The 24032-nt window shown below is 51.1% G+C and carries 23 protein-coding genes; 21 read left to right on the top strand and 2 right to left on the bottom strand.

Going from position 1 to position 24032, the window contains the following annotated elements; translation table 11 throughout:
- Window positions 1-20: 20 nt before the first annotated feature.
- The 7 genes from hisD to crcB all read left to right on the top strand — a co-directional run bounded on the left by hisD (window position 21) and on the right by crcB (window position 4014).
- A complete protein-coding gene (hisD, locus tag ACSTTO_RS02585; RefSeq protein ID WP_439271577.1) occupies window positions 21-1313 on the top strand; it encodes a histidinol dehydrogenase in 1293 nt (430 codons plus the stop codon).
- Between the two features lie 55 nt (window positions 1314-1368).
- A complete protein-coding gene (locus tag ACSTTO_RS02590; RefSeq protein ID WP_439271578.1) occupies window positions 1369-1851 on the top strand; it encodes a UPF0262 family protein in 483 nt (160 codons plus the stop codon).
- A gap of 4 nt (window positions 1852-1855) precedes the next feature.
- Entirely contained in the window at window positions 1856-2326 is a 471-nt protein-coding gene (locus ACSTTO_RS02595) for an arsenate-mycothiol transferase ArsC (protein WP_439271579.1), read from the top strand.
- A 125-nt stretch (window positions 2327-2451) separates the two neighbouring features.
- Window positions 2452-2670, top strand: a complete 219-nt coding sequence (infA, locus tag ACSTTO_RS02600) for a translation initiation factor IF-1 (protein WP_002965531.1) — start codon at window positions 2452-2454, stop codon at window positions 2668-2670.
- A gap of 37 nt (window positions 2671-2707) precedes the next feature.
- Window positions 2708-3340 (top strand): Maf-like protein, encoded by a 633-nt coding sequence (locus tag ACSTTO_RS02605; protein WP_439271636.1) that lies wholly within the window; start codon window positions 2708-2710, stop codon window positions 3338-3340.
- A gap of 68 nt (window positions 3341-3408) precedes the next feature.
- Complete coding sequence (gene yacG, locus ACSTTO_RS02610) at window positions 3409-3621, top strand: DNA gyrase inhibitor YacG (RefSeq protein ID WP_439271580.1); 213 nt, start codon at window positions 3409-3411, stop codon at window positions 3619-3621.
- A gap of 18 nt (window positions 3622-3639) precedes the next feature.
- Window positions 3640-4014, top strand: a complete 375-nt coding sequence (gene crcB / locus ACSTTO_RS02615; RefSeq protein ID WP_439271581.1) for a fluoride efflux transporter CrcB — start codon at window positions 3640-3642, stop codon at window positions 4012-4014.
- Window positions 4015-4016: 2 nt separating this feature from the next.
- Here crcB and ACSTTO_RS02620 read toward each other — a convergent pair whose 3' ends face one another.
- On the bottom strand, window positions 4017-5342 hold the full coding sequence (locus tag ACSTTO_RS02620) for an NAD(P)/FAD-dependent oxidoreductase (RefSeq protein ID WP_439271582.1): 1326 nt from the start codon (window positions 5340-5342) through the stop codon (window positions 4017-4019).
- 534 nt (window positions 5343-5876) lie between these two features.
- Between ACSTTO_RS02620 and ACSTTO_RS02625 the strand changes: the two genes are divergently transcribed.
- From ACSTTO_RS02625 to ACSTTO_RS02685, 13 genes are all read left to right on the top strand, one after another.
- Window positions 5877-8822, top strand: coding sequence for a monovalent cation/H+ antiporter subunit A (locus tag ACSTTO_RS02625; protein ID WP_439271583.1), 2946 nt, complete (start codon window positions 5877-5879; stop codon window positions 8820-8822).
- Window positions 8822-9157 carry a Na+/H+ antiporter subunit C gene (locus tag ACSTTO_RS02630; RefSeq protein WP_439271584.1) on the top strand — a complete coding sequence of 112 codons (336 nt, stop codon included), beginning with the start codon at window positions 8822-8824 and terminating at the stop codon, window positions 9155-9157. Before ACSTTO_RS02625 ends, ACSTTO_RS02630 begins: the two co-directional genes overlap by 1 nt.
- Window positions 9158-9159: 2 nt before the next feature.
- Complete coding sequence (locus ACSTTO_RS02635; protein ID WP_439271637.1) at window positions 9160-10794, top strand: monovalent cation/H+ antiporter subunit D; 1635 nt, start codon at window positions 9160-9162, stop codon at window positions 10792-10794.
- Window positions 10791-11273: a Na+/H+ antiporter subunit E gene (locus ACSTTO_RS02640; RefSeq protein WP_439271585.1), complete on the top strand. Its 483-nt coding sequence runs from the start codon at window positions 10791-10793 to the stop codon at window positions 11271-11273. Before ACSTTO_RS02635 ends, ACSTTO_RS02640 begins: the two co-directional genes overlap by 4 nt.
- Entirely contained in the window at window positions 11270-11551 is a 282-nt protein-coding gene (locus tag ACSTTO_RS02645; protein ID WP_439271586.1) for a K+/H+ antiporter subunit F, read from the top strand. Before ACSTTO_RS02640 ends, ACSTTO_RS02645 begins: the two co-directional genes overlap by 4 nt.
- The gene (mnhG, locus tag ACSTTO_RS02650; protein WP_439271587.1) at window positions 11548-11904 is read left to right on the top strand and encodes a monovalent cation/H(+) antiporter subunit G; all 357 of its coding nucleotides are present in this window, start codon (window positions 11548-11550) and stop codon (window positions 11902-11904) included. The genes ACSTTO_RS02645 and mnhG overlap by 4 nt, the downstream gene beginning before the upstream one ends.
- A gap of 150 nt (window positions 11905-12054) precedes the next feature.
- The gene (locus ACSTTO_RS02655; protein ID WP_439271588.1) at window positions 12055-12633 is read left to right on the top strand and encodes a GbsR/MarR family transcriptional regulator; all 579 of its coding nucleotides are present in this window, start codon (window positions 12055-12057) and stop codon (window positions 12631-12633) included.
- 140 nt (window positions 12634-12773) lie between these two features.
- Complete coding sequence (gene cydD, locus ACSTTO_RS02660) at window positions 12774-14495, top strand: thiol reductant ABC exporter subunit CydD (protein ID WP_439271638.1); 1722 nt, start codon at window positions 12774-12776, stop codon at window positions 14493-14495.
- Window positions 14492-16192 carry a thiol reductant ABC exporter subunit CydC gene (gene cydC, locus ACSTTO_RS02665; protein WP_439271589.1) on the top strand — a complete coding sequence of 567 codons (1701 nt, stop codon included), beginning with the start codon at window positions 14492-14494 and terminating at the stop codon, window positions 16190-16192. The genes cydD and cydC overlap by 4 nt, the downstream gene beginning before the upstream one ends.
- Window positions 16193-16791: 599 nt before the next feature.
- On the top strand, window positions 16792-18390 hold the full coding sequence (locus tag ACSTTO_RS02670; protein ID WP_439271639.1) for a cytochrome ubiquinol oxidase subunit I: 1599 nt from the start codon (window positions 16792-16794) through the stop codon (window positions 18388-18390).
- The gene (gene cydB / locus ACSTTO_RS02675) at window positions 18390-19535 is read left to right on the top strand and encodes a cytochrome d ubiquinol oxidase subunit II (protein WP_439271590.1); all 1146 of its coding nucleotides are present in this window, start codon (window positions 18390-18392) and stop codon (window positions 19533-19535) included. Before ACSTTO_RS02670 ends, cydB begins: the two co-directional genes overlap by 1 nt.
- 55 nt (window positions 19536-19590) lie before the next feature.
- Window positions 19591-19722: a cytochrome bd-I oxidase subunit CydX gene (gene cydX / locus ACSTTO_RS02680; RefSeq protein WP_439271591.1), complete on the top strand. Its 132-nt coding sequence runs from the start codon at window positions 19591-19593 to the stop codon at window positions 19720-19722.
- Window positions 19723-20192: 470 nt separating this feature from the next.
- A complete protein-coding gene (locus ACSTTO_RS02685; protein WP_439271592.1) occupies window positions 20193-21005 on the top strand; it encodes a helix-turn-helix domain-containing protein in 813 nt (270 codons plus the stop codon).
- Between the two features lie 193 nt (window positions 21006-21198).
- On the opposite strand, the gene trpS is transcribed toward ACSTTO_RS02685, so the two are convergent.
- Window positions 21199-22215, bottom strand: a complete 1017-nt coding sequence (gene trpS / locus ACSTTO_RS02690; protein WP_439271593.1) for a tryptophan--tRNA ligase — start codon at window positions 22213-22215, stop codon at window positions 21199-21201.
- A 586-nt stretch (window positions 22216-22801) separates the two neighbouring features.
- On the opposite strand from trpS, the gene ACSTTO_RS02695 reads away from it, so the two are divergent.
- Window positions 22802-23926 carry a branched-chain amino acid ABC transporter substrate-binding protein gene (locus ACSTTO_RS02695; protein ID WP_439271594.1) on the top strand — a complete coding sequence of 375 codons (1125 nt, stop codon included), beginning with the start codon at window positions 22802-22804 and terminating at the stop codon, window positions 23924-23926.
- Window positions 23927-24032 lie beyond the last annotated feature (106 nt).

Below are 24032 nucleotides of genomic sequence, written 5' to 3' on the forward strand. Positions count from 1 at the left end.
AGACAGAATGAGGAAATAGCGTGGTTCAGACGCTCATACAGAATGCCGCTGATTTTGAGAGCCGTTTTGCGGCATTTCTTGCGGGTAAGCGTGAAGTTTCAGAAGATGTTGACCGTGCCGTGCGCGAGATTGTGCAGGAAGTGCGCAGCCGCGGTGATCAGGCTCTGATTGAATTTTCAAAGCGGTTTGACCGGATTGATCTGGAAAAAACCGGCATTGCGGTAACCGGAGAAGAGGTGGCAGAGGCTGTCAGGCAGGCTGACCCGGCTGTGATTGACGCATTAACTGTGGCACGCGACCGGATTGAGTCTTATCACAAACGCCAATTGCCAAAGGATGATTATTATACCGATTCAATCGGCGTGGAGCTTGGCTCACGCTGGACAGCGGTTGAATCGGTGGGGCTTTATGTGCCGGGCGGCACTGCCAGCTATCCAAGTTCGGTTTTGATGAATGCTGTTCCGGCCAAAGTTGCAGGTGTTGAACGTATTGTCATGGTTGTGCCTTCTCCCGATGGCGCGTTGAATCCTCTGGTGCTGGTGGCGGCCCATCTGGCCGGAGTGTCGGAAATTTATCGGGTGGGTGGTGCGCAGGCCGTTGCGGCGCTTGCCTATGGCACGGAAACGATCCGCCCGGTTTGCAAAATTGTGGGGCCGGGCAATGCCTATGTGGCTGCGGCCAAGCGTCTGGTGTTTGGCGCTGTGGGGATTGATATGATTGCCGGTCCTTCCGAAGTGCTGGTGGTTGCTGATAGCGACAATGATCCCGACTGGATCGCCGCCGACCTTCTGGCGCAGGCCGAACATGATGCTGTTGCCCAGTCTATTTTACTGACCGACAATGCAGGTTTTGCCAAAGAGGTGGAAGCGGCCGTGGAGCGCCAGTTGCAAACCTTGCCACGCGGGGAAATTGCCCGTGCCAGCTGGGAAAATTTTGGTGCGGTGCTGCTGGTGGAGGATTTTGACAGTGCGGTGCCGCTGATCAATCGTATAGCTGCGGAACATCTGGAAATTGCTGTTGCTGATACGGGTGCCCTTCTGCCTAAAATCCGCAATGCTGGTGCTATTTTTATCGGTAAATATACGCCGGAAGCGATTGGTGACTATGTGGGCGGGCCAAATCATGTGCTGCCGACTGCCCGGTCGGCGCGGTTTTCTTCCGGCTTGTCGGTGATGGATTTTGTCAAACGCACATCCCTGCTTAAACTTGGCGCAGAACAATTGCGCATTCTGGGGCCTTCGGCCATCACCTTGGCACAGAGCGAGGGGCTGCAGGCGCATGGCCTGTCTGTTTCCAGACGGCTGAACCTGTAAGAGAGAGAAGGGGAGGACAGGCCGCTGATTACAAAGCGGCTGTATCGGATAGGATATGACGGTAAAAAGCGACAATGCACGGCTGGTGGATGTGGAACTGGATGAGACAATCGGCCAGTCCACCCCTGATATTGAGCATGAGCGGGCGGTCGCTATTTTTGACCTGATTGAGGAAAATATTTTTTCTCCTGTCGGCGATACGAAAGACGGACCTTATCGGTTGCGTTTATCATTGATTGAAAAACGCCTGATCCTGCATATTACCAGAGAAAATGGTGAAGAAGTTGCAACACATATTCTCTCGCTCTCGCCGTTGCGCAAGGTTGTTAAGGATTATTTTTTGATTTGCGAGAGCTATTATGCGGCCATCCGTTCGGCAAGTCCAAGCCGGATTGAGGCGATTGATATGGGGCGGCGCGGCCTGCATAATGAAGGCTCGCAAACATTGATGAACCGCCTTGAAGGCAAAATAGATATGGATTTTGACACAGCGCGGCGTTTGTTTACGCTTGTTTGTGTTCTGCATTGGCGCGGGTAAAAACATGGGGGTACAATCAGGGCATGTTCCTGCATCTATTGCCGGTTTGACACAGGTGGAAAACCCGTCGTCAATTCTTTTTGTTTGTGGCATGAATGCCATCCGCTCGCCAATGGCAGAGGTGCTGGCGCGTTCTATATTGCAGGGAAAGGTCTATGTTGCCTCTGCCGGTGTAACACGCGGTGAGCGGGATATGTTTGTGGATGCAGTGCTGGCAGAAGAGGGGCTCTCGCTGCAGGAGCGCCAGCCCGTGGGGCTTGAGGAGCTCAATGACGGTTATTTTGACCTGATCATTACGCTGACGCCGCAGGCGCATCATGTTGTGCTGGAAAAAATGCGCAGTTTTGCAACAAATGTTGAATATTGGCCGATGCCGGATCCCACATTGGTGACAGGCTCGCGGGAGCAGCGGCTTGCGGCATATCGCGAATTGCGGGATATGTTAAAAGGCAAAATTACCGGGCGTTTCTTGTAAAACAGTGCAGCTTTTGCCTCATCTTTATTTCAGTTGTTCACAAACGGACTCTAATCATATAGGTTCCGCGCAAATTCAGATCGTCCGCATGATGCAGATGACACTAACAAACAGACAGGTTACGTATGGCTAAAGAAGAAGTCCTTGAGTTCCCCGGCGTTGTAACGGAACTTTTGCCCAATGCTATGTTTCGGGTAAAGCTTGAAAATGAACATGAAATTATTGCCCACACGGCCGGCCGTATGCGCAAAAACCGCATCCGCGTGCTGGCTGGTGATAAGGTTCTGGTTGAAATGACCCCTTACGACCTGACCAAGGGTCGTATCACTTATCGTTTCAAATAAGATTTTGGCATATTGCTTTTTGCATTGATTATTGATGATGAGCACAACCCTGTCACAACCGCTTGTTCTGGCTTCAGCATCGCCAAGACGTGTCGAACTGCTTGCCCAGATCGGGGTTGAACCTGCATTGTTGCAGCCGGCTGATATTGATGAAACGCCGCTGCGTGCAGAGCACCCCCGCTCACTGGCCAAGCGCCTGTCACGGCAAAAGGCTGTGCGGGCGCAAGAAAAGCTGCAACATGATGCCACTTACAAGACGGCGTTTATTCTGGCTGCTGATACGGTGGTTTGTGTCGGGCGGCAGATATTGCCCAAGGCGGAAGATGCTGAAACGGCGCTTGACTGTCTGCGTTTGCTTTCAGGGCGCACACATAAGGTGTTTACCGGTGTTTGCCTTATCACCCCGAAGGGACATATGCGGCAGGTTCTGGCGGAAAGCCGTGTGCGGTTTGACCGGCTGAGCCGCATGCAAATGGATGCCTATATCCGCTCCGGCGAATGGCGCGGAAAAGCCGGCGGCTATGCGGTGCAGGGGCTGGCAGGCGGCTTTGTGGTTAAAATGGTCGGATCTTACAGCAATATAGTCGGGCTGCCATTGCATGAAGTGCTTACATTGCTGGAAAATGCAAAATTTCCGGTTTATGAGCAATGGCAGCAAGGCAGGGTATAAGGCGTGTTGCAAATCTGTGTTTTTGCGGCAAGCCGGTTTGAGACAAGAGTTTTGACGGATAGACACAAATGAGCGATGAGAACCAACCTGCCGGCAATTACAGGAATGTGACGCCGTTGCGTCCCTCACGCCCTTGTCCTGAATGCGGCAAGCCTTCCCAGCGTGAATCTTATCCCTTCTGCTCCCCGCGTTGCCGCAATGTTGATCTCAACCGCTGGCTTTCTGATGCCTATATTATTCCGGGGCGGCCGGTTAATGAGGGTGAAGGGGAAGAGAGCTGATAAGCGAAAGCAAAGACGATGCATTATCTTCTTGTCTTTATTGGTGCGGGGCTTGGCGGCATGGCCCGTTATGCCACCGGCCATTTAATGTTGCGCTATGGGGCAACAGCCGCTTTTCCTTTCAGCACTTTTCTGGTCAATATTACCGGCTCTTTGCTTATGGGCGTGATTGCCGGATTTTTTGCAACACGCGGTGATTTCTCTTCCGGTTGGAAAGTGTTTTTTACCACGGGACTGATGGGTGGTTTTACCACTTTTTCAGCCTTTTCGCTTGAGACCATCCTGCTTCTGGAGCGCGGCCATTATGGCATTGCCGCGCTCTATGCGGGATTATCGGTTGTGCTTGGCGCAGCGGCGCTGGCGGCAGGGCTGTTTATGATGCGGATGGTTTAACCCTACCACATCTCAATGCGGATTTTGGAACCGTTATAAAAACGGTTAATATGGAACGGAGCGGGGTTCACCACCGGCTTTTGCCCTGTTACCATATCGGCAATCAGGCACCCCGCACCAGGGCCGATACCAAAGCCATGGCCGGAAAAGCCGGTTGCAATAATACAACCGGAGAGATGATCAAGCGGAGAAATGACCGGTATAATATCCGGTGTTGTATCAATTAATCCTGCCCAGCTTTGGGCAATACGGGCATTTTTAAAAGCAGGAAATGCCTGTTGCAATGCCTTGAAAACCGCAAGATTAGCCGCTTCGTGAGGTTCAGGATCAAGAATGCGGATTTTTTCAAATACCGAGACCTGATCGGCAGGGCGCAGCTTCCACTCAAAGGCTTCTTCCATAAAGCGTTGCCCGATGCGCAGGCGCACATTTTTCCACTCTGTGCGCAAAGCGGGAATAAAACGGGGCAAAAAGCGAAAACTGTCCGGCACAATATCAGCAATGCCGCCGGCAAGGCTTGCAACCGTATAGCCGCCATCCATGCGTTTGCGCAGCGCAAAATCTGAAAAGGCAATTGCCGGTTCAATGCCTGCATCGACCGCACTGGTACGCAGCACCGAGGAGCGCATTTTAAGCTGTGGCAGCGTGGTGCCAATTCCAGAGCATATCAGCCGCGACCAGCTGCCTGCCGCAATCACCACAGCCTCGCAGGCAAGAGCACCTTTTTCCGTAATCACGCCGGTGACACGGCCATTGGTGGTCTCAATCTGACGCACCGCACAATTTTGCAGAATAACCGCACCCAGTTCGCGGGCTTTTTCTGCCATTGCCGGCGCTGCCTTTTGCGGTTCTGCACGCCCGTCAGACGGGGTAAAAAGCGCCCCGTATAAATTATGCCGGAAGCCCGGAGCCAGTTTCTCAGCCTGTTCCTTGCTGATAACCGCACTATTAATGCCGTGATCGCGGGCAATGCCGGCAAAGGCGCGCCATTTGTCCAATTGCTCTTCTTTTTCTGCCGCATAGGCAATGCCGGTGGTGCGGAAACCGGTCTCCCTGCCGGTCAGGGCATTCATCCCCTGCCACAGTTTCATACTTTCAACAATAAGCGGCAGTTCCCGGCTGTCGCGCCCGGTCTGGCGGCACCAGCCCCAGTTGCGGCTTGATTGTTCACCGGCGATCACGCCTTTTTCCAGAAGCACAACAGGTATGCCACGCTGCGCCAGAAATAATGCCGTGGATACGCCGATAATTCCCCCGCCGATCACCGCAACCTGTGTTTTTTCAGGCTGTTCGGGGGAGGACTGAACATGATCGATCTGCGGACCCATTTTTATTTCCTGTTATAATGGAGAAATGTGCCGGATAGCGGCTGTTGCGGTTGTTAAAAATCTGCTCTCAAAAGAGCGGCACTATGGCAGCTTCTGTCATTGTCAGCGATTCGACAATGTGGCCTGATCTGAAAAATGCAAAATTGCATTTTAGCGGTTGTGCTTTTTGCCATGGTCCGGTTTTGAGGGATAATTTATTTTCATACAGGCCGGTGTTCGCGGAAAATCCTGTCAAGTTTATAAGATTGGCGGCTGATATGTGTAAAATATATCGGAATAATGAAACAATCCCTTGCTATTACCGGATGTGGAACCACATAATAAGCATAGGATTTAACGGCATAATTTGATTTTCGCAATAAGGCTGCACAGAGTATGTTTTCAGCGCAGGAATAAAATGGCGCTGAATATTTATCCGGGCAGTGATGCAAAATATGCCGGTTTCGGGCAGAGATATTAAAAGTAATAAATAAGCTTGCAGTGAAATGCATGTTGCAAGCGGGCTGCAACTGATTTTAAGAAAGGCCGGCGTGAATGGTGGCGGACGGAAAAGTCCTTTTTTTGCTCATCATATTACCATTTATTGGTTGCGCGCTCACAGGCCTTTTACGCACAAATGACAGGCAGGTTGCTGTCTGGTTTGCCGGTCTTGCGGCTTTGGCAGCCCTTCTTTTAACAATTGCCCTCTATCCCCATATTCGTGCCGGCGGAGTGTTGCATAGTCAACTGGCATGGTTGCCTGATTACGGGTTGAATGTAACGCTGCGTATGGACGGGCTTGCCTGGTTGTTTGCGCTTCTTGTCACCGGCATCGGCCTTTTGGTGGTGATCTATGCGCGTTATTATATGTCGGCGCAGGATCCGGTGCCGCGCTTTTTTTCTTTTTTCCTTGCCTTTATGGGGGCAATGCTCGGCGTTATTCTTTCCGGCAATATGATCCTGATGGTCGTGTTCTGGGAACTGACCAGTATTTTTTCTTTTTTGCTGATTGGTTACTGGTATCAGAATGTCAGTGCCCGTGATGGAGCGCGTATGGCGCTGACAATTACCGGTCTTGGCGGTTTTGGCCTGCTGGTGGGGGTGTTGCTGCTGGGGCACATGGCGGGAAGCTATGAGCTGGATGATGTGCTTGGCGCTGGCAATGTGATCAAAAATCACCCGCTTTATACGGTGGCACTGGTGCTGATCCTGCTTGGCACGCTAACCAAAAGCGCGCAATTTCCGTTTCATTTCTGGCTGCCCAATGCCATGGCTGCGCCAACGCCTGTTTCTGCCTATCTACATTCGGCAACCATGGTTAAGCTTGGTGTTTTTTTGATGGTGCGCCTGTGGCCGGCATTGGCCGGCACGGAAGAATGGTTCTGGCTGCTCGGCCTTGCAGGGCTTGCCACCTTGTTGCTCGGCGGCTGGTTTGCCATGTTCCAGCAGGATCTCAAGGGGCTGCTTGCCTATTCAACCATCAGCCATCTGGGGCTTATTACGGCGCTTCTCAGCCTTGGCAGCCCGCTTTCTGCCGTGGCGGCAATTTTTCATATGATCAATCATGCCACATTCAAGGCTTCCCTGTTTATGGCGGCCGGCATTATTGATCATGAAACCGGAACAAGGGATTTGCGCAAACTCAGCGGCTTGTTTCGCTATATGCCGATTACGGCCACTCTTGCCATGGTTGCCAGTGCGGCAATGGCAGGAGTGCCTCTGCTTAATGGCTTTTTATCCAAGGAAATGTTCTTTGCCGAAACGGTGGAAACACATCTCTCCTCATGGCTGGATACGGTTACACCCTATATTGCAACCCTTGCCAGTGCTTTCAGCGTTGCCTATTCAATCCGCTTCATTCATTCGGCTTTTTTTGGTCCGGCACCGGTTGATCTGCCCCGCCAGCCAAAGGAACCGCCGCAATGGATGCGGTTTCCTATTGAATTTCTGGTGCTTATCTGTCTTTTGACCGGTATTGTGCCGGGGTTGATTGTCGGCCCGTTTCTGCATGCGGCCGTGGTGGCGGTTCTGGGGGAGCAGACGCCGCAATACAGCCTGTCAATCTGGCATGGTTTCAACCTGCCGTTATTGATGAGTCTTATCGCATTTATGAGCGGCACTTTGCTCTATATGCTGATGAAAGATTATCTTGCCCGCTGTGAAGAGGGGCCGCCCTTGCTGCGTCACCTCAATGGCCAGCGTATTTTTGAACAGGTTTTGGTGATTGTATCCTGGAAATGGGCGCGCGGTGCAGAAAACTATCTTGGCACCCGCCGGTTGCAGCCGCAATTGCGTGCGTTGATTGTGGTGGCGCTGATTGCAGGCGCCTGGCCGGTTTATCAGGCGGGTTTATGGATGGGGCCGCTGGATGTGCTGCCGGTTGATCCGGTATTTGCCGGTGTGTGGGTGATTGGCGCGCTTTGCGCAATTGGTGCGGCTTATCAGGCCAAATATCATCGCCTGGCTTCGCTGATGCTGCTTGGCGGCGCGGGGCTTGTAACCTGTTTTACATTTGTGTGGCTGTCTGCGCCTGATCTGGCGCTCACCCAGCTTCTCGTGGAGATCATCACCACGGTGCTCTTGCTTCTGGGCTTGCGCTGGCTGCCAAAACGCTGGCAGGAAGATGAAAATGTGAGCACGCCCTTTATGCCGCGTTTGCGGCGTTACCGCGATTTTATCATTGCACTGGCTGGCGGAACAGCCATGGCTGTTGTTGCCTATGCGATGATGACGCGTCTCAGCCCGGCCAGCCTTGCTGAATATTTTTTGGAAAATTCCTATGCGCAGGCAGGCGGCAAAAATGTGGTGAATGTGCTGCTGGTGGATTTTCGCAGTTTTGACACCTTGGGAGAAATCACGGTGCTCGGCATTGTCGGCCTGACAATCTACTCATTGTTACGCCGCTTCCGCCCTGCATCTGACACAATGGAATCGCCGCAACAGCAGAAGATTCAGAATGCCTATGATGCTGCAAGCCCAAACCGGCAGGCGGGCGAGACCTTGTCAGAATATCTCAATGTGCCCTCTGTTATCATGCAATATTTGTTCGGGGTGATTATTGTTTTTGCCATGCATTTGTTGCTGCGTGGTCATGATCTGCCGGGTGGCGGCTTTGCGGCCGGTATTGCCATGGCAATCGGCTTTATTCTGCAATATCTGGCCTTTGGCACCCGCTGGGTTGAGAGCCATTTGCGCATTTTGCCGGTTAAATGGATGGGATTTGGCCTTTTATGTGCTGCGGCAACGGGAGCGGGGGCGTTTTTTGCAGGCTATCCGTTTCTGACCACCTATTTTGACTATGTGCAGCTGCCGTTGATCGGCAAAATGCCGGTTGCCTCGGCACTGCTGTTTGATATTGGCGTATTCACACTGGTTGTTGGCGCAACAGTGCTGATGCTGATTGCACTGGCACACCAGTCAACACGCTATCGCCGTTCAGAAAAAACACAGGCAGAACCGGATGAGCAGACCGCCTATGCCCTGCATAAAGGAGAAGGTTGATGGAGCTCATTCTGGCTGTTGGCATCGGTATTCTCACTGCATCAGGCCTGTGGTTGCTGCAGCGCCCGCGCACATTTCAGATTATTATCGGCCTGTCGCTGATTTCTTATGCGGTTAATCTGTTTATCTTCAGTATGGCCAGCCTGCGTGTGGATGCAGCGCCTATTCTCAGTGATGAGATTGATCCCTCCCTTTATACGGATCCGCTGCCTCAGGCACTGGTTCTTACGGCGATTGTTATCAGTTTTGCCATGACGGCGCTGTTTTTGGTGGTGATGCTGGCCTCGCGCGGCCTGACCGGTACAGACCATGTGGATGGCAGGGAGAGCCAATAATGCTGGATTGGCAAAGTCATCTGATCATCGCGCCGGTTTTGCTGCCTCTGGTAACGGCAGCTGTGCTGCTGTTTTATGATGAGCGGCGCCGCATTCTTAAGGCATCTGTCAATCTGATTTCCACAGTCTTGTTATTTATCGTGGCGATGATGCTGGTGGGGCAGGCGGACAGCGCCGATAATGCGGTGATACCCTATTTGCTTGGCAATTGGCCTGCACCTTATGCGATTGTGCTGGTTCTGGATCGTTTTTCAGCCATGATGGTGCTGCTTACCAGCATTCTTGCATTGGCGGCATTGTGTTTTTCACTGGCGCGCTGGCACAAAGCGGGGCCGCATTTTCATCCGTTGTTCCAGCTGTTGCTGATGGGGCTGAATGGCGCTTTCCTGACCGGTGATTTGTTTAACCTGTTTGTGTTTTTTGAAGTTTTGCTGGCGGCATCCTACGGGCTGGTATTGCACGGCTCCGGTGCGCCGCGTGTTAAGGCAGGGCTGCATTATATTGCTGTTAATCTGGCGGCATCCTCGCTGTTTTTGATTGGCGTCAGCATGATTTATGGGGTTACCGGCACGTTGAATATGGCTGATATGGCGCAGCATATCACGCAGGTGCCCCTGGATGATCAGATGTTTCTGCAGGCAGGCGGTGCGGTTGTTGGTGTGGCTTTTCTGGTCAAGGCAGGGGCATGGCCGCTTAATTTCTGGCTGCCTACAACCTATACCGCCGCTGCCGCGCCGGTTGCGGCATTATTTGCCATTATGTCCAAAGTCGGCATTTATGTCTTGCTGCGTTTATCCCTGTTGTTTTTTGGTGATATGTCACCGGCGGTAACCGGTTTTGGCGATATGGCGCTGTTTTATATCGGGCTTGCCACAATCACATTCGGGTTGATTGGCGTGCTGGCCTCGCAGGCCTTCGGGCGGATTGCCGGCTACAGTGTGATTGTCTCTTCCGGAACATTGCTGGCAGCGATCGGCATGGGCAATGCGGCAGTTACCGGCGGCGCCTTATTTTATATGGTCAGCTCCACCCTGACGATTGCGGCGTTTTTTCTGCTCATTGAGCTGGTGGAGCGCGGGCAGGATGCGGCGGCAAACGTGCTTGCAGTGACAATTGAAGCCTATGGCGATGAGGAGGAAGAAGAGGAAGAGGAGATTGGCATGGTTTTGCCGGCTACATTGGCAATTCTTGGCGCTTGTTTTGCTGTCAGCGCCATTTTGTTGATTGGTTTGCCGCCATTTTCCGGATTTGTTGCCAAAATTGCTCTGTTATCCGCATTATTCAACCCGCAGGGGCTAGGTTCGGATGTGCCGGTTTCAGCGGGCAGCTGGATTTATGTGGCGCTGATTATTCTCTCCGGCGTTGCTGCATTGATTGCCATGTCACGCTCGGGTATCCGCACTTTCTGGGCATCTATGGAGGGCAATGTGCCCAGAGTGCTGATTATTGAGGTGGCGCCTGTTGTCGCGCTTTTGCTGCTGTGCCTTGCCCTGACCATTCAGGCAGGGCCGGTAATGCGCTATATGGACGCAACAGCACAGTCCCTGCATCACCCGCAACTCTATATCGACCATGTGCTTAAGGCTGAACGCTCCGCCGGTTTTACGGCGCAGGCAGGCAAGGGAGCGGCACAATGAGGGCATTGTTTCCGCATCCTGTTCTTGGGGCAAGCCTGTGGTTGATGTGGCTGCTGTTGAATGGATTTACCCCCGGCCATCTTATTCTCGGCTTTTTGATTGCCACTGGTGCGGCCCTTGCATTTACACTGCTTGAACCGGAGCCGGTAAAGCTGGGCTCAGTGCGTGCAATTTTTGAATTATTCTGCCGTGTTTTTGCTGATATCTGCCGTTCAAATATTGCGGTGATTAAAATTATTCTGCTGCGCCCCAAAGAGCGCAAAGCCGGCTTTGTGACCCTCAACCTGCAATTGCGCGGACGTTTGCCGCTTGGCATTCTTGCCTGTATTGTTACATCAACACCGGGTACGGCATGGGTTAATTTTAACCCTGTAACCGGTGATCTTCTGATCCATATCCTTGATAAGGCTGATGAGGATGAATTCTGTGCGGTGATGAAACAACATTATGAACGCCTGCTTCTGGAGATTTTTACATGAGTGCCGTGATCCTTTTCTGGGCACTGGCTGTGAGCCAGATATGTTTGGGCATTGCCTTGTTTTGCGCAGCCTACAGGCTGGTTAAAGGGCCGCGGGCGCAAGACCGGGTGCTGGGGCTGGATACGCTTTATGCTACAATGATGATGTTGTTTATAACATTCGGTATCCGTACCGGTACGGTGATTTATTTTGAATCTGCCCTGGTTATTGCTTTGCTTGGTTTTGTCTCCAGCGTGGGGCTTGCCAAATTCTTGATGCGCGGGGAGGTGATTGAATGAGCCATGCGGGTAACCTGCCGCTCTGGGCGGCTCTTCTTGTTTCTTTCTTTATGCTGGCTGGTGCTATAATCACCCTGATCGGGGCAATCGGCCTTGTGCGCTTCAAACTGTTTTATGAGCGCATTCACGCTCCGACACTTGGCACGACTTTTGGGGTAGGGGGCATTCTTATTGCCTCAATTATTTTTTTTACGGTCTTGCAATCAAGACCGGTTTTGCATGAACTGTTGATTACCGCTTTTGTGTTTGTGACAACGCCGGTGACACTGATGCTTCTGACGAGAGCAGCCATGCATCGCGATAAAACGGATGACAGCAGGCAGTTGCCGGCTTCAGGCGATTTTTATCAGTGACGTAAAGGGTGCCGGACTTAACGATCTGTGTTGCGACCTATTGTCCAAATCCGAATAGCGGCCCGCTTTGCGGGTTGCGGAGGAGCTATATTCATAATATCTGAATTTTCAGTAATTTCTGAAAATTCAGAAAATACGGGAGCAATTGAATTGGAATTATCACCAATTGTACAATCATTTGTGCTTCACTTCGGTGAGATGGGCAGCCGCTGGGGTATAAACCGCACGGTCGGTCAGATCTATGCCCTGCTTTATCTTTCCAAAGAACCGCTCTGTGCTGATCAGATTGTGGATGCGCTCGGCGTTTCCCGTTCCAATGTCTCTATGGGTATCAGAGAGTTGCAGGGCTGGAACCTCGTTGTTCTGAAACATATTCCCGGCGATCGCCGTGATTTTTACGCCACACCGGGTGATGTGTGGCAAATTCTGCGCACATTGGCAGAAGAGCGTAAAAAGCGTGAGGTCGACCCCACTTTAAGCGTATTGCGTGAAATCCTGATGGAGAAGCCGGCTTCTGAAAATGATGCTTTTGCCCAGGCGCGTATGAGCGATATGCATGGGCTGATTGAGCAGCTGACCAACTGGTATGATGATGTGAAGTCGCTGGAAACAGAAAGACTGACAATGTTGCTCAGCATGGGCTCAAAAGTGACCCGTTTTCTTGAGGCAAAAGACAAGATTGTGTCTCTCGGCCGCAGCCGCGCAAAGAAGGAGGGGCAATCGGAGTGAGTGAGATTGTATCCGGCAGATCCGCTTATGCGGCTGAGCCGGAAAATCCGGCGGATAAGACGGGAGGCTCAGTCTCTGCCTCCGGCGGCAATGGTGCTGCTGATGCTGCAAAGTCTGCGCCCTCGCGCCGCAAGCGCCGTATGCGGCCGGCCAGCCTGCGCAAGGGCAGCTTGCTGCAATTGCTGGCCGCGCTGATCTGGCTGCCTCAGGCCGGGCTTATGGCCTTTGCAATTGACGAGCTGGCGATGAGCGGCGCTGTCAGCAATCTTTTACTCATCGTTACGGGTGTGTTTTTGTTTGGCTTGCTGCGCACCGTCCTGCAGGCGGCAGGCGAGCGGGTTGCTTTTAAAGTATCGCGTGCCGCTTTGGCTGGTCTGCGGCAAAAATCGGTGCAGGCGCTTGCAGCAGGCTCGCCGCTTGACCGTGAGCGCGCAGCATCGGGCGAAGCGGCGAGTATTCTTAGTGAACAGGCCGAAATGGCGGTTGTTTACTGGTCGCGCTATCAGCCGGTGCAATTGCGGGTAATGGTTGTGCCGCTTATGTTTCTGGCGGCCGTTTTGTGGTATTCATGGGCAGCAGCCCTTGTTTTGCTGGTGGCAGCCCCGCTTATCCCTTTTTTTATGGCGCTGATCGGCTATCGCGCCAAGGCGGCGAGTGAAGCGCAACTGGCGGAAATGGGGCAGATGAATGGCTTTCTGCTTGACCGTTTGCGCGGCCTTGCCACGATCCGTACATTTCATGCGGTCGATTTGACAGCGCAGCGTCTGCGCAAAAATGCTGAGGCCTTGCGCGATAAAACCATGATTGTGCTGCGGATTGCGTTTTTGTCATCGGCTGTGTTGGAATTGTTCTCGGCGCTTGGCGTGGCCATGGTTGCGGTTTATGTCGGGTTTCATCTTTTAGGCCAGCTTGATTTTGGCGCATGGGGCGGGGAATTGAGCCTTGGTCAGGGCTTGTTTATCCTGTTATTGGCACCGGCATTTTTTGAACCTTTGCGTGAGCTTTCTGCCGTCTGGCATGATCGTGCGGCAGGCGAGGCGGCTATTGATGCGCTGGAAAATATCAGTACGGGCGGTATGGCGCTGACAGCAACTGCAGCAAAAACCGCACAAGCTGATGATGCAGATTATGCGGTGGCACTTGCAAATGTGGACTTCAGCTATGCAAAGGCTGAACAAGTGTCGCAAAATGTATTGCGGGATTTCAGCCTTGCTATTGCTGGAGGGCAGCATGTGGCGCTGCTCGGGCCAAGCGGTTCCGGCAAATCCACACTTCTGGCGCTGATAGCAGGCCTTGTTGCCCCGCAAAAAGGTGATATTTTTATCAATGGCACACATCTTGATCAGGAAAATGCTGATGCACTGCGCCGTCAAATTTCCTGGGTCGGGCAGAAACCGCATATTTTTTCAGGCAGTGTGCGTGCCAATATCACTTTGGGCAGGCAGGATTATGATCTTGCAGCCGTGCAGGATGCGTTGAAATGCGCTTCGCTGGATCATGTTGCCTCTGCGGCGGCAAGCACGGATCTGGGTGAAAATGGCACCGGTCTTTCCGGTGGTGAGGGGCTGCGGCTGGCACTGGCGCGCGCAGCTTTGAAACAGGATGCGCTGATTATTCTTGCAGATGAGCCTACCGCACATCTTGACAGGGAAACCGCAGCAAAAACCACGGAAGGCCTGCTGGCTCTGGCGCAGGGCAAAACGCTGATTGTTGCCACACATGATGAGGAACTGGCGAAAAAAATGAGCCGGATCATCCGTGTTAATGCCTCTTCTGCCATTGCGGGTTTACAGATCAGTGCCGATGAGCGGCAACCAATTGGCGGCAGCGGCCGGAAAGCAGAACGGAGGGCGGCACAATGAACAGGCTTGCTGTTCTCAAACCGGTATTAAAGCTGTTTTTTACAGAAAAACGCACCATGTTATGGGCGGGGATGGTGCTTGCCGCGATAACAGTCTTATGCGGTATTTTGCTGCTTGGCCTTTCCGGCTGGTTTTTGACAGCAACGGCGATTGCCGGCCTGTCTGCGGCCACAGCCCTTGCTTTTGATGTTTTTGCTCCGGCAGCGGGGATTCGGCTTCTGGCAATTTTACGTACGGCTTCGCGCTATTGCGAGCGGCTGGTGACCCATGATGCAACCCTTGCTGTGCTGGCGGCTTTGCGTGAAAAATTATTCCGCAGCTGGGCAGCGCCGCAGGCGGCAAGGCAATTGCTGCGTCGTCCCTCGCGGCTCCTGTTTCGCCTCACTGCCGATATTGATGCGCTTGATGCGCTCTATCTGCGGGTGCTGGTACCGGCAAGTGCTGCATTTTTTGTATTATTGGTGGCAGGTCTTGCATTTTATCTTATAGACCCGGCCTTTGCGCTTGCGGGGATATTGGTGTTGTTGATTGCAGGCTTCGGCTTGCCGGTTGTGGCTGCCCTGCGGGCATTCAAACCAATGCGCAAACGCGCCAAGGCTATTGAGGCTGTGCGTGCACGCTCTGTTGATCTGGTCTCAGGGCAGACGGATCTTGTCATGGCAGGGCGTCTTGATGCGCAATGCGCGGCAATAGCGCGTGCGGATCAATATCTCTCACAGGCTGATGACAAACTTAACCGGATCGAGATTTTAGTGGGTGCCGGTTTTGGCATCGCATCTGTATTATTGCTTTGTCTTGCGCTGTTTTGTGGTGTGGTGCTGGCACAGGCCGGGGTTATTTCTCCTGCGGTGGCAGCTTTTGCGCTATTATTGGCACTGGGCGCCATGGAGCCTTTTGCGGGCTTGCGCCGTGGGGCTATGGAGCTCGGGCGCATATTAATGGCGGCACAGCGTATTGGCGATCGTTATCAGACACAGCCGCAATTTTATGTGCCGCTACAGCCCGCAGATCCTTATGAGGCGGTGCATCTGCATCAGGTGACAATGCGCTATGAGGATCATCAGCGCCCTGTATTGAGTGATATCAGCCTGCAGGTGAAAAAAGGTGAAAAACTGGCGATTATCGGCACCAGTGGTGCGGGCAAATCAACCTTAATGGCTTTGCTTGCCGGCGAGGTTGAAGCAACAACAGGCATTATACGCCATGAGGCGGCAACGCTTTTGACACAGAAAACCCAGCTTTTTCAGGATAGCGTGGCAGAAAATCTGCGTCTTGCACAACCAGAGGCCAGCGACGGGGATTTGTGGCAGGCGCTGGAGATGGCAGGACTGCGCGAAACAGTGGAAGCCATGCCACAGCGATTGCAGACCATGCTTGGAGAGGGAGGTCTCGGGCTTTCCGGCGGGCAGGCGCGCCGTCTCGCCCTTGCGAGGCTGTTTTTGCACAATACGCCGCTTTGGCTGCTGGATGAGCCGACTGAAGGGCTGGATAAGGCAACAGCGCAGGATATTTTGCAAAGGCTTGCACAATCCATTGCCAGCCAGCCCGACAAGACGTTGATTATTGCCACCCATCTGCGCCGTGAGGCTGAAATTGCCGATCGTATTGTTGTTTTGCGCAATGGTCATATTTCACATCAGGTGCAAAGGGATAGCGCGGAATTCTTGCGGATTCTGCAGATGTTGAGACAGGTCTAGAGCATATCTTCCAAAATAAAAAATATTTTGGAAGATATGCGAGACAAACACACAGGGCGCATAATGCCCTGAAAATGAAACCGGATTGAGCCGGTTATTTGTGCAGGTTACCCGCGGAGACCTGTATAAACCAAGGGCTCAAAAAGGAGAGTGGCCTGAAAGGTTTTTATAAACATAAAGGCCGCTCTGTTGCAGCCGGATTTTGTATGAGAGCCGGTTGCACTTTCTCAATGTGAAACCGTTTGCACCGGCCTGCAGGCCGGAACGGATCGGCATGCCCAAACATGCTGAATGGCTGTGCTTTTTTTAAATTGTGCGGTCTTTATGCAAAGAGGTTTCACACAAGATGCCGGTTATTCATAACCGGCATCTTGTGGCAAAAACTGCGCCACATACTCCTTGCTGGTGTGTTTTTGCCTCTTAAAATGAGTATCCGCGCAATCGCCCTGAGAGCCTTGCAGGATGCTTCAGGGCACCTCGGTTTTAGTGAAAATTGAAGTGCTCATTCTTTGTTTTTACGCATTATCTGCAGGCAAATGCTTCACGCTTTTGGCTTGGAAATGCGCTAACAGGAGCGCCGCGCCCCGCGGCGGAAGATGATGGAACTGGATATTGTTTCACTGTCCCGTCTGCAATTTGCAGCCACTGCAATGTATCATTTTTTATTCGTGCCCCTGACGCTTGGCTTATCTATTTTGCTGGCGATTATGGAGACGGTTTATGTCATGACCGGCCGCAAGATCTGGCGGCAGATGACCAAATTCTGGGGCACGATTTTTGGCATCAATTTTGTTACCGGCGTTGCAACCGGCGTGGTGATGGAATTTCAGTTTGGCATGAACTGGAGCTATTACAGCCATTATGTCGGCGATATTTTTGGTGCGCCCTTGGCGCTTGAAGGGTTGATGGCTTTCTTTCTTGAGGCCACCTTTATCGGGCTGTTCTTTTTTGGCTGGGATCGTCTGTCAAAAATCGGGCACCTTATTGTTACCTGTCTTATGGCTATTGGTTCCAATATTTCCGCTTTGTGGATTCTGGTTGCCAATGGCTGGATGCAAAACCCTGTTGGTGCGCATTTTAATCCGCAAACCATGCGCATGGAGGTGACAGACTTTTTTGCTGTTGTCTTCAATCCGGTGGCTCAGGCCAAGGTTGTGCATACGGTTTCTGCCGGTTATGTGACGGCCTCGGTTTTTGTGCTCGGTGTTTCAGCATGGTATATGCTCAAAGGCCGGCATCTGGAACTTGCCAAACGCTCGATGACGGTTGCCGCATCATTCGGCCTTGCCGGTGCCTTGTCGGTTGTGGTGCTTGGTGATGAAAGCGGCTATCTCACATCTGACCATCAGAAAATGAAAATGGCCGCTATTGAGGCCATGTGGGATACCGAGCCTGCGCCGGCTTCATTTACGTTATTTGGTATTCCTGATCAGGAAAACCGTATCACCCGTTATGCCATTCATATTCCTTATGTCATGGGGCTGATCGGCACCCGTTCCCTGACAACAGAAATCGCCGGTATTAATGAGCTGACATTGCAGGCGCGCGATTATATCCGCAATGGTATCAAGGCCTATGATGCCCTGCAGGCTATCAAGGCAACGCCGCGCGGGGAAGAACCGCCGGCAGAAGCCATGCAGGCTTTTGAGCAATATGGGCAACATCTTGGTTATGGCTTATTGCTGAAAAAATATGTTGATGATCCGCGTCAGGCCACGCCTGAGCAGATTGAAGCGGCTGCAAATGACACTGTGCCGGGTGTATTGCCATTGTTCACGGCTTTCCGTCTCATGGTTGCGCTCAGCATGTATTTCCTTTTGCTGACGGGAACATTCTTTTTTCTTTCAGCGCGCAGGAAGCTCGATAAATACAGGTGGTTATTGCGTCTTGCGGTCATCTCTGTGCCATTACCGTGGCTTGCTGCGGAAATGGGCTGGCTGGTTGCTGAATTCGGCCGTCAGCCATGGAGTATTGAGGGCGTGTTGCCGACGGTGGTTGCCGTTTCCAATCTCAGCCCTGTCATGGTGCTGATTTCCCTGTCAGGTTTCATCCTGATTTATTCTGTACTGTTTGTGATTGAGATGGGGGTTATGCTGCGGGCTATCCGCAACGGGCCGCAGCCTGATCATGCACCGGTTTCCGCACAATTTGCAAAACCTGTCACTCTTAATCCTGCTGTAACAGGGGAGGCAAAATAATGATTTTGTCCGATCTTCTTGACTATTCAACCCTGCGCATCATCTGGTGGGTTTTGCTGGGGCTGCTGCTTATCGGTTTTGCGGCAATGGATGGCTTTGATCTTGGCGTTGAGACCATGCTGCCATTTGCTGCCCGCAATGACCTTGAACGGCGCATGGTGCTGGAGACGATTGAACCGGTATGGGAAGGCAACCAGGTTTGGCTGATTTTGGCCGGCGGGGCGATTTTTGCCGCATGGCCGCAGCTTTATGCCGTGTCATTCTCCGGTTTTTATCTGGCCATGTTTATTATTCTCTTCGCGCTGATCTTGCGGCCGGTCGGGTTTAAATACCGTAATAAACGGGAAAGTGACCGGTGGCGCAGTGGCTGGGATAAGGCATTGTTTATTGGCGGTTTTGTGCCGTCACTGATTTTTGGCGTTGCGGTAGGCAATGTGCTGCTCGGCGTGCCGTTTCGTATCAATGATGATATGATGATCTTTTATGAAGGTTCGTTTTTTGCATTGCTTAATCCGTTTGCCCTGCTTGCCGGAGTAATGTCTGTGTTCATGCTCGCCATGCATGGCTGTATATGGCTGTGTGTTAAAACAAATGGCATAGTTGCTGAGCGCGCTAAATCCTATGGTGTAATCCTTGCTTTATTGACCGTTGCGTTTTATGCGGCAGGCGGGCTCTATTTGTGGAAATCCGGCCTTGGCTATCGTATTACCAGCGAGATTGACCCGAACGGTCCTTCAAACCCGCTGTATAAAACCGCTATTATTGAGCAAGGCGCATGGCTTGCCAATTATATCCGCTATCCGGCCTTGCTCGCAGTGCCGGCTTTGGGGTTGTTATCGCCTTTTTTTGTGGTGGCGGGATTGCTGCTGAAAAAGCCGCTGACAGCATTGCTCTTTGGCAAACTGGCAATTTTTGGCATTATCACCTCTGTCGGGGTAGCCATGTTCCCGTTCATTCTGCCTTCATCGCTTGATCCGAATGCAAGCCTGACAGTTTGGGATAGCTCTTCGAGCCATCTCACTTTGTTCATCATGCTGATCAGCACGGCGATCATGCTGCCAACCATTATGCTTTATACGAGCTGGGTTTATTATGTGCTGCGTGGCAAGGTTACTGAAAAAGATCTGGAAGAGGGGCATTACTGATGATCTGCCACAATGCTTTTTCTTTTCGGTCATGCGCAATAGTGAGGGTTTGAATATGTGGTATTTTGCCTGGATTCTCGGCCTGCCGCTTGCTGCTGCTTTCGCCGTACTTAACGCCATGTGGTATGAGTTGATGGATGACGCAGCAAAACATAAAGCCGGCTTTCCTGCTGATGAGCGGAAGTAAATTATAATTGCAACAGGTGCCGGCCTGTTAGCCTTGCAGCCCCGCTGTCTTTCAGGATGGCGGGGTTGTTTTATGATATACACCTAAAGGTTGTATTTTTCTATAGCTTTTCCATGAATGTTAATGTAGCTTTTCTGAAATTTATTTAATAAATATCAGATATTATTTCAAAAAATTGATTCATTAAGCAAAATAATTATAATTTTACGTTTTTTCTGATTGCCAATCTTTACAACCTGTAGTAGTTGTTCTTTACGCCAAAAATGCATGGCGGCGTATAATTGTTCGAACATGCAAATATTTATGAATAAAGAAAAATTATTTTAATTGGGGTAACAATGAATAATTTAGCAATAAATAATAGATTTGGCACAAAAAATACATTTATTGCCTCTTCATTTACGCAGCAGCCTTGTTCTGATGTTTTTGGCATAGGCGATTATGTAAAACATTTTATATATTATAAAGATATGATTGCTTATGCTGTCAGTAATCGCACGAAATATAGCTGCGGCCATGATCATTATATTGTTCTTATAACACTGGCGGCTGTGCGCGATCTGCACTGGACATTATCCGGCAATTTCGGAGAAAGTTTTGATGCGCCTGCAGGTTCTGTGCTGATAATTCCGCACAATACTGATTACACACTGCACTGGCCGGCGGAAACTGAATTTATCCAGATTGCGCTGGATGCATCTATGCTTGAAAATTTGCGCGATATTACAAGAGGTTTGAGCCTTGAGGCACTGTTTCCGCATCCGACGCGACTGCCAAATTCCAAAATTTTATTACTTGCCAATCTGTTGCGGGCCGAACTGATTAAAAATGCGCCGGTCAGCGGCGGGTATATTGCAGCCCTTTTATCTGTCCTGATGGTGCAATTGGTGCAAAATCATTCATTTTTGAATGTGCGGCGTGAGCGGCAGGAAAACAGGGGGCTTTCTTATCAGGCTTCGCGGCGTATTGAGGCCTATTTGCGTGAAAATTACATGCGCAAATTATCTGTTGCCAGAATGGCCGGCGTTCTTGGTATTTCCGGCGGTCATTTTCTCACATCTTTTCGGGAAAGTTTTGGTGTGACACCGCATCAATATTTGCTGGCGCTTCGCTTGAATGCGGCTGAAGAAATGCTCACCGAAACGGATATTTGTCTGGCAGAGGTGGCTGAAAGAGCAGGGTTTTCCAGTCAGAGCCATTTGACAACAGCTTTGAAAAAAAGCCGCCTGACAACACCGGGCGAGCTGCGCCGCAAACGCAACAGTGCTGCTGTAAAATCCTGATTATAATCCGCCTATACAGGCGCCATTCCTGCCCGATATGCCGGTGTGCCAATGTGGTTATGTGGTTATGTGCCGCCAAGCAAGACAGTCATTCTTTTAGTCGTGTCTTTAAGGGTTTGCCGGATAATTGCTGCCGGTATAATGCGGGGGAATATACGCCCCCGCATTATTTTTTGCTCTTATGCTTATGCCTTTAAAACGCAAACAGACCCAATGCCGCGCGTATTTCATCAAGAGTTGCCTGTGTGCGCTCACGTGCTTTATTGGTGCCGTGTTTTAACATATCCAGCACATAGGCAGGCTCAGCCGCATAGCGGGCGCGGCGTTCACGCATAGGGCGGATCAGTGCATCCAGCACGTCTTCAAGCTGTTTTTTAACCGCCTTATCGCCAAGTCCGCCGCGCCGGTAACGGGTTTTCAAATCGTCAACAAGGGCGCGGTCCTCACAAAATGCATCCAGATAGGTGAAAACCACATTACCTTCCACCTTGCCCGGATCGCAGGCGCGCAGATGATCAGGATCTGTGTACATACGCCGTACGGCATCGCGGATTTGTTCACTTGTGGCAGCCAGAGGCAGAGCATTGCCGAGCGATTTACTCATTTTTGCCTTGCCATCAAGCCCCGGAAGCCGCCCGGTTTCAGGAATAAGAGCCTGTGCTTCGGGTAATAAACCGCATTTTGTCTGGCGGTTGATCCGCCGGATGATTTCATTGGTCTGCTCAATCAGCGGTGCCTGATCTTCGCCCACCGGTACAAGCGTGGCCTTGAAAGCGGTAATATCTGCGGCCTGTGATACCGGATAGCACAGAAAACCTGCCGGAACATCACGCTCAAAACCGCGCATCTGGATCTCGGATTTAATAGTCGGGTTGCGCTCCAGCCGCGAGACCGTAACAAAATTCATATAAAGAAAAGTCAGTTCCGCCAATGCGGGCAATGCAGATTGCACGCAAATGGTTGTCACCTCAGGATCAATGCCTGCGGCAAGATAATCCAGCGCAACTTCCAGCACATTGCGGCGTACTTTTTCCGGATTATCGGCATTATCGGTAAATGCCTGAAGATCGGCAAGCAATATAAATTGCTCATGGCTGTGCTGCAGGGCAACACGGTTTTTAAGTGAACCGGCATAATGGCCGATATGCAGGTTGCCTGTTGGTCGGTCTCCGGTGAGGATGACGGGTTTGGGCGATAATAGGACAGACATGGAGTGCTCCTTTTATGCGCGTTCTGAAGCTGGCTTCAGACATGAGCGCATAGTTAAAATCGGGAGCGCACAATGATGAGATCATGCGGCACGCTCACAACAAGCCGCCGCAACCGGAAAGAATGGAAAATTGACCACAATTTGCCGCATCACGGCGGCAATGGTCAGTTTATAAAATGACATTTGCCGCTCCTAGAAGGAGCGCCACCAGATAGTCAGGCAGTTTTGAAGGCAATATGTCATGAGCGTTTTTTATACGGTTTATTGTGTTGGCGCAAGAATTCTGCAGCCCACTTTATTGTGATTTCAGCCGCTTTTATAAGGTCGTTATTATAACGTGTAATACTAAAATCGCATCCTGTTTTTATTGTGTTGACAAAGAGTTTTATCATGAGGAATATACTGTAAAAGGAGATATATTCCAAATAATATGAGGATTATACGCTGTTATAAAATAAAACTAATCAGGTATAATGTTTTATATTATCATATTTAAATTTTATACGGCTTTTTAATTATGAACAGCCGGAAAGAAGAGTAATGCCCGTTACATGATTTAGAATATACTCAAATGGGAGGAACATATATGCGCATAGGATTTTTGTCTGGCACAGCTGTTGCAGCCATTCTGGCCTTTACAGTATCAGTACAGGCAGAGCTTCTTATAGGAGTGGGCGCTCCGATGACCGGCCCCAATGCCACATATGGCCAGCAGATTTTGAAAGGGGCTGAAGCTGCAATTGCTGAGATTAACGCCAATGGCGGTATGAATGGCGAGCAGATAAAAATCATTGTCGGCGATGATGTTTCTGACCCTAAACAGGGCATTTCCGTTGCCAATAAATTTGCCGCAGATGGCGTTCAGTTTGTTATCGGGCATTATAATTCCGGTGTCACGATCCCCGCTTCGGATGTTTATGCAGAAAATGGTATTCTCATGATCAGCCCGGGCGCCACCAATCCGGCCTATACGGAAAAAGGCCTCTGGAACACATTCCGCACCTGCGGGCGTGATGACCAGCAGGGCATTGTCGCCGGTAATTATATTAATAAATATTTCAAGGATAAAAAAATCGCTGTCATTCATGACAAGACACCTTATGGGCAGGGGCTGGCCGATGCCACCAAAAAGACCTTTAATGATCTTGGTGTGAAAGAGGTGATGTATGAGGGGGTCAATACCGGCGAGAAAGATTTTTCGGCTTTGATTACCAAGGCAAAGGCAGCCGGTATTGAGGTTCTCTATTGGGGCGGTGTGCATACAGAAGGCGGGCTGATCATTCGTCAGCTTGCCGATCATGGCCTGAAAGTCACCTTCATTTCAGGCGATGCCATTGTTAATAATGAACTGGCCTCCATAGCAGGTGATGCTGTTGTGGGCACGCTCAACACATTTGGTCCGGATCCGCGCGTTGATCCTGCCAATGCGGATCTGGTTAAAAAATTCCGTGATAGTGGTTTTGAGCCGGAAGCCTATACGCTTTATTCTTATGCTGCGGCGCAGTCACTGGCGGCAGCGGCAAAAGCGGCCGGTTCCAATGATCCGCAGGAGGTATCCAAAGCATTGAAGGAAAAAGGACCATACAAGACAGCCTTGGGTGATTTGTCTTTTGATGAAAAGGGCGATGCCAAATTGCCGGGTTATGTGATGTATGAGTGGAAAAAACTGCCAAACGGCAGTTTCACCTATGAGCAGCAACAGGGCATGTAAGCTGCCGGGGAAAGGGATTGATTATCCGGAGCCGGTTATTTTGGCGCGGATCATATCCTGATCCCGATTGCCTGAACAGAATAGGCCGCCATCAGGCAACAGATGG

Source organism: Pseudochrobactrum albidum (genome assembly GCF_051851455.1).
Lineage (GTDB): Bacteria > Pseudomonadota > Alphaproteobacteria > Rhizobiales > Rhizobiaceae > Pseudochrobactrum.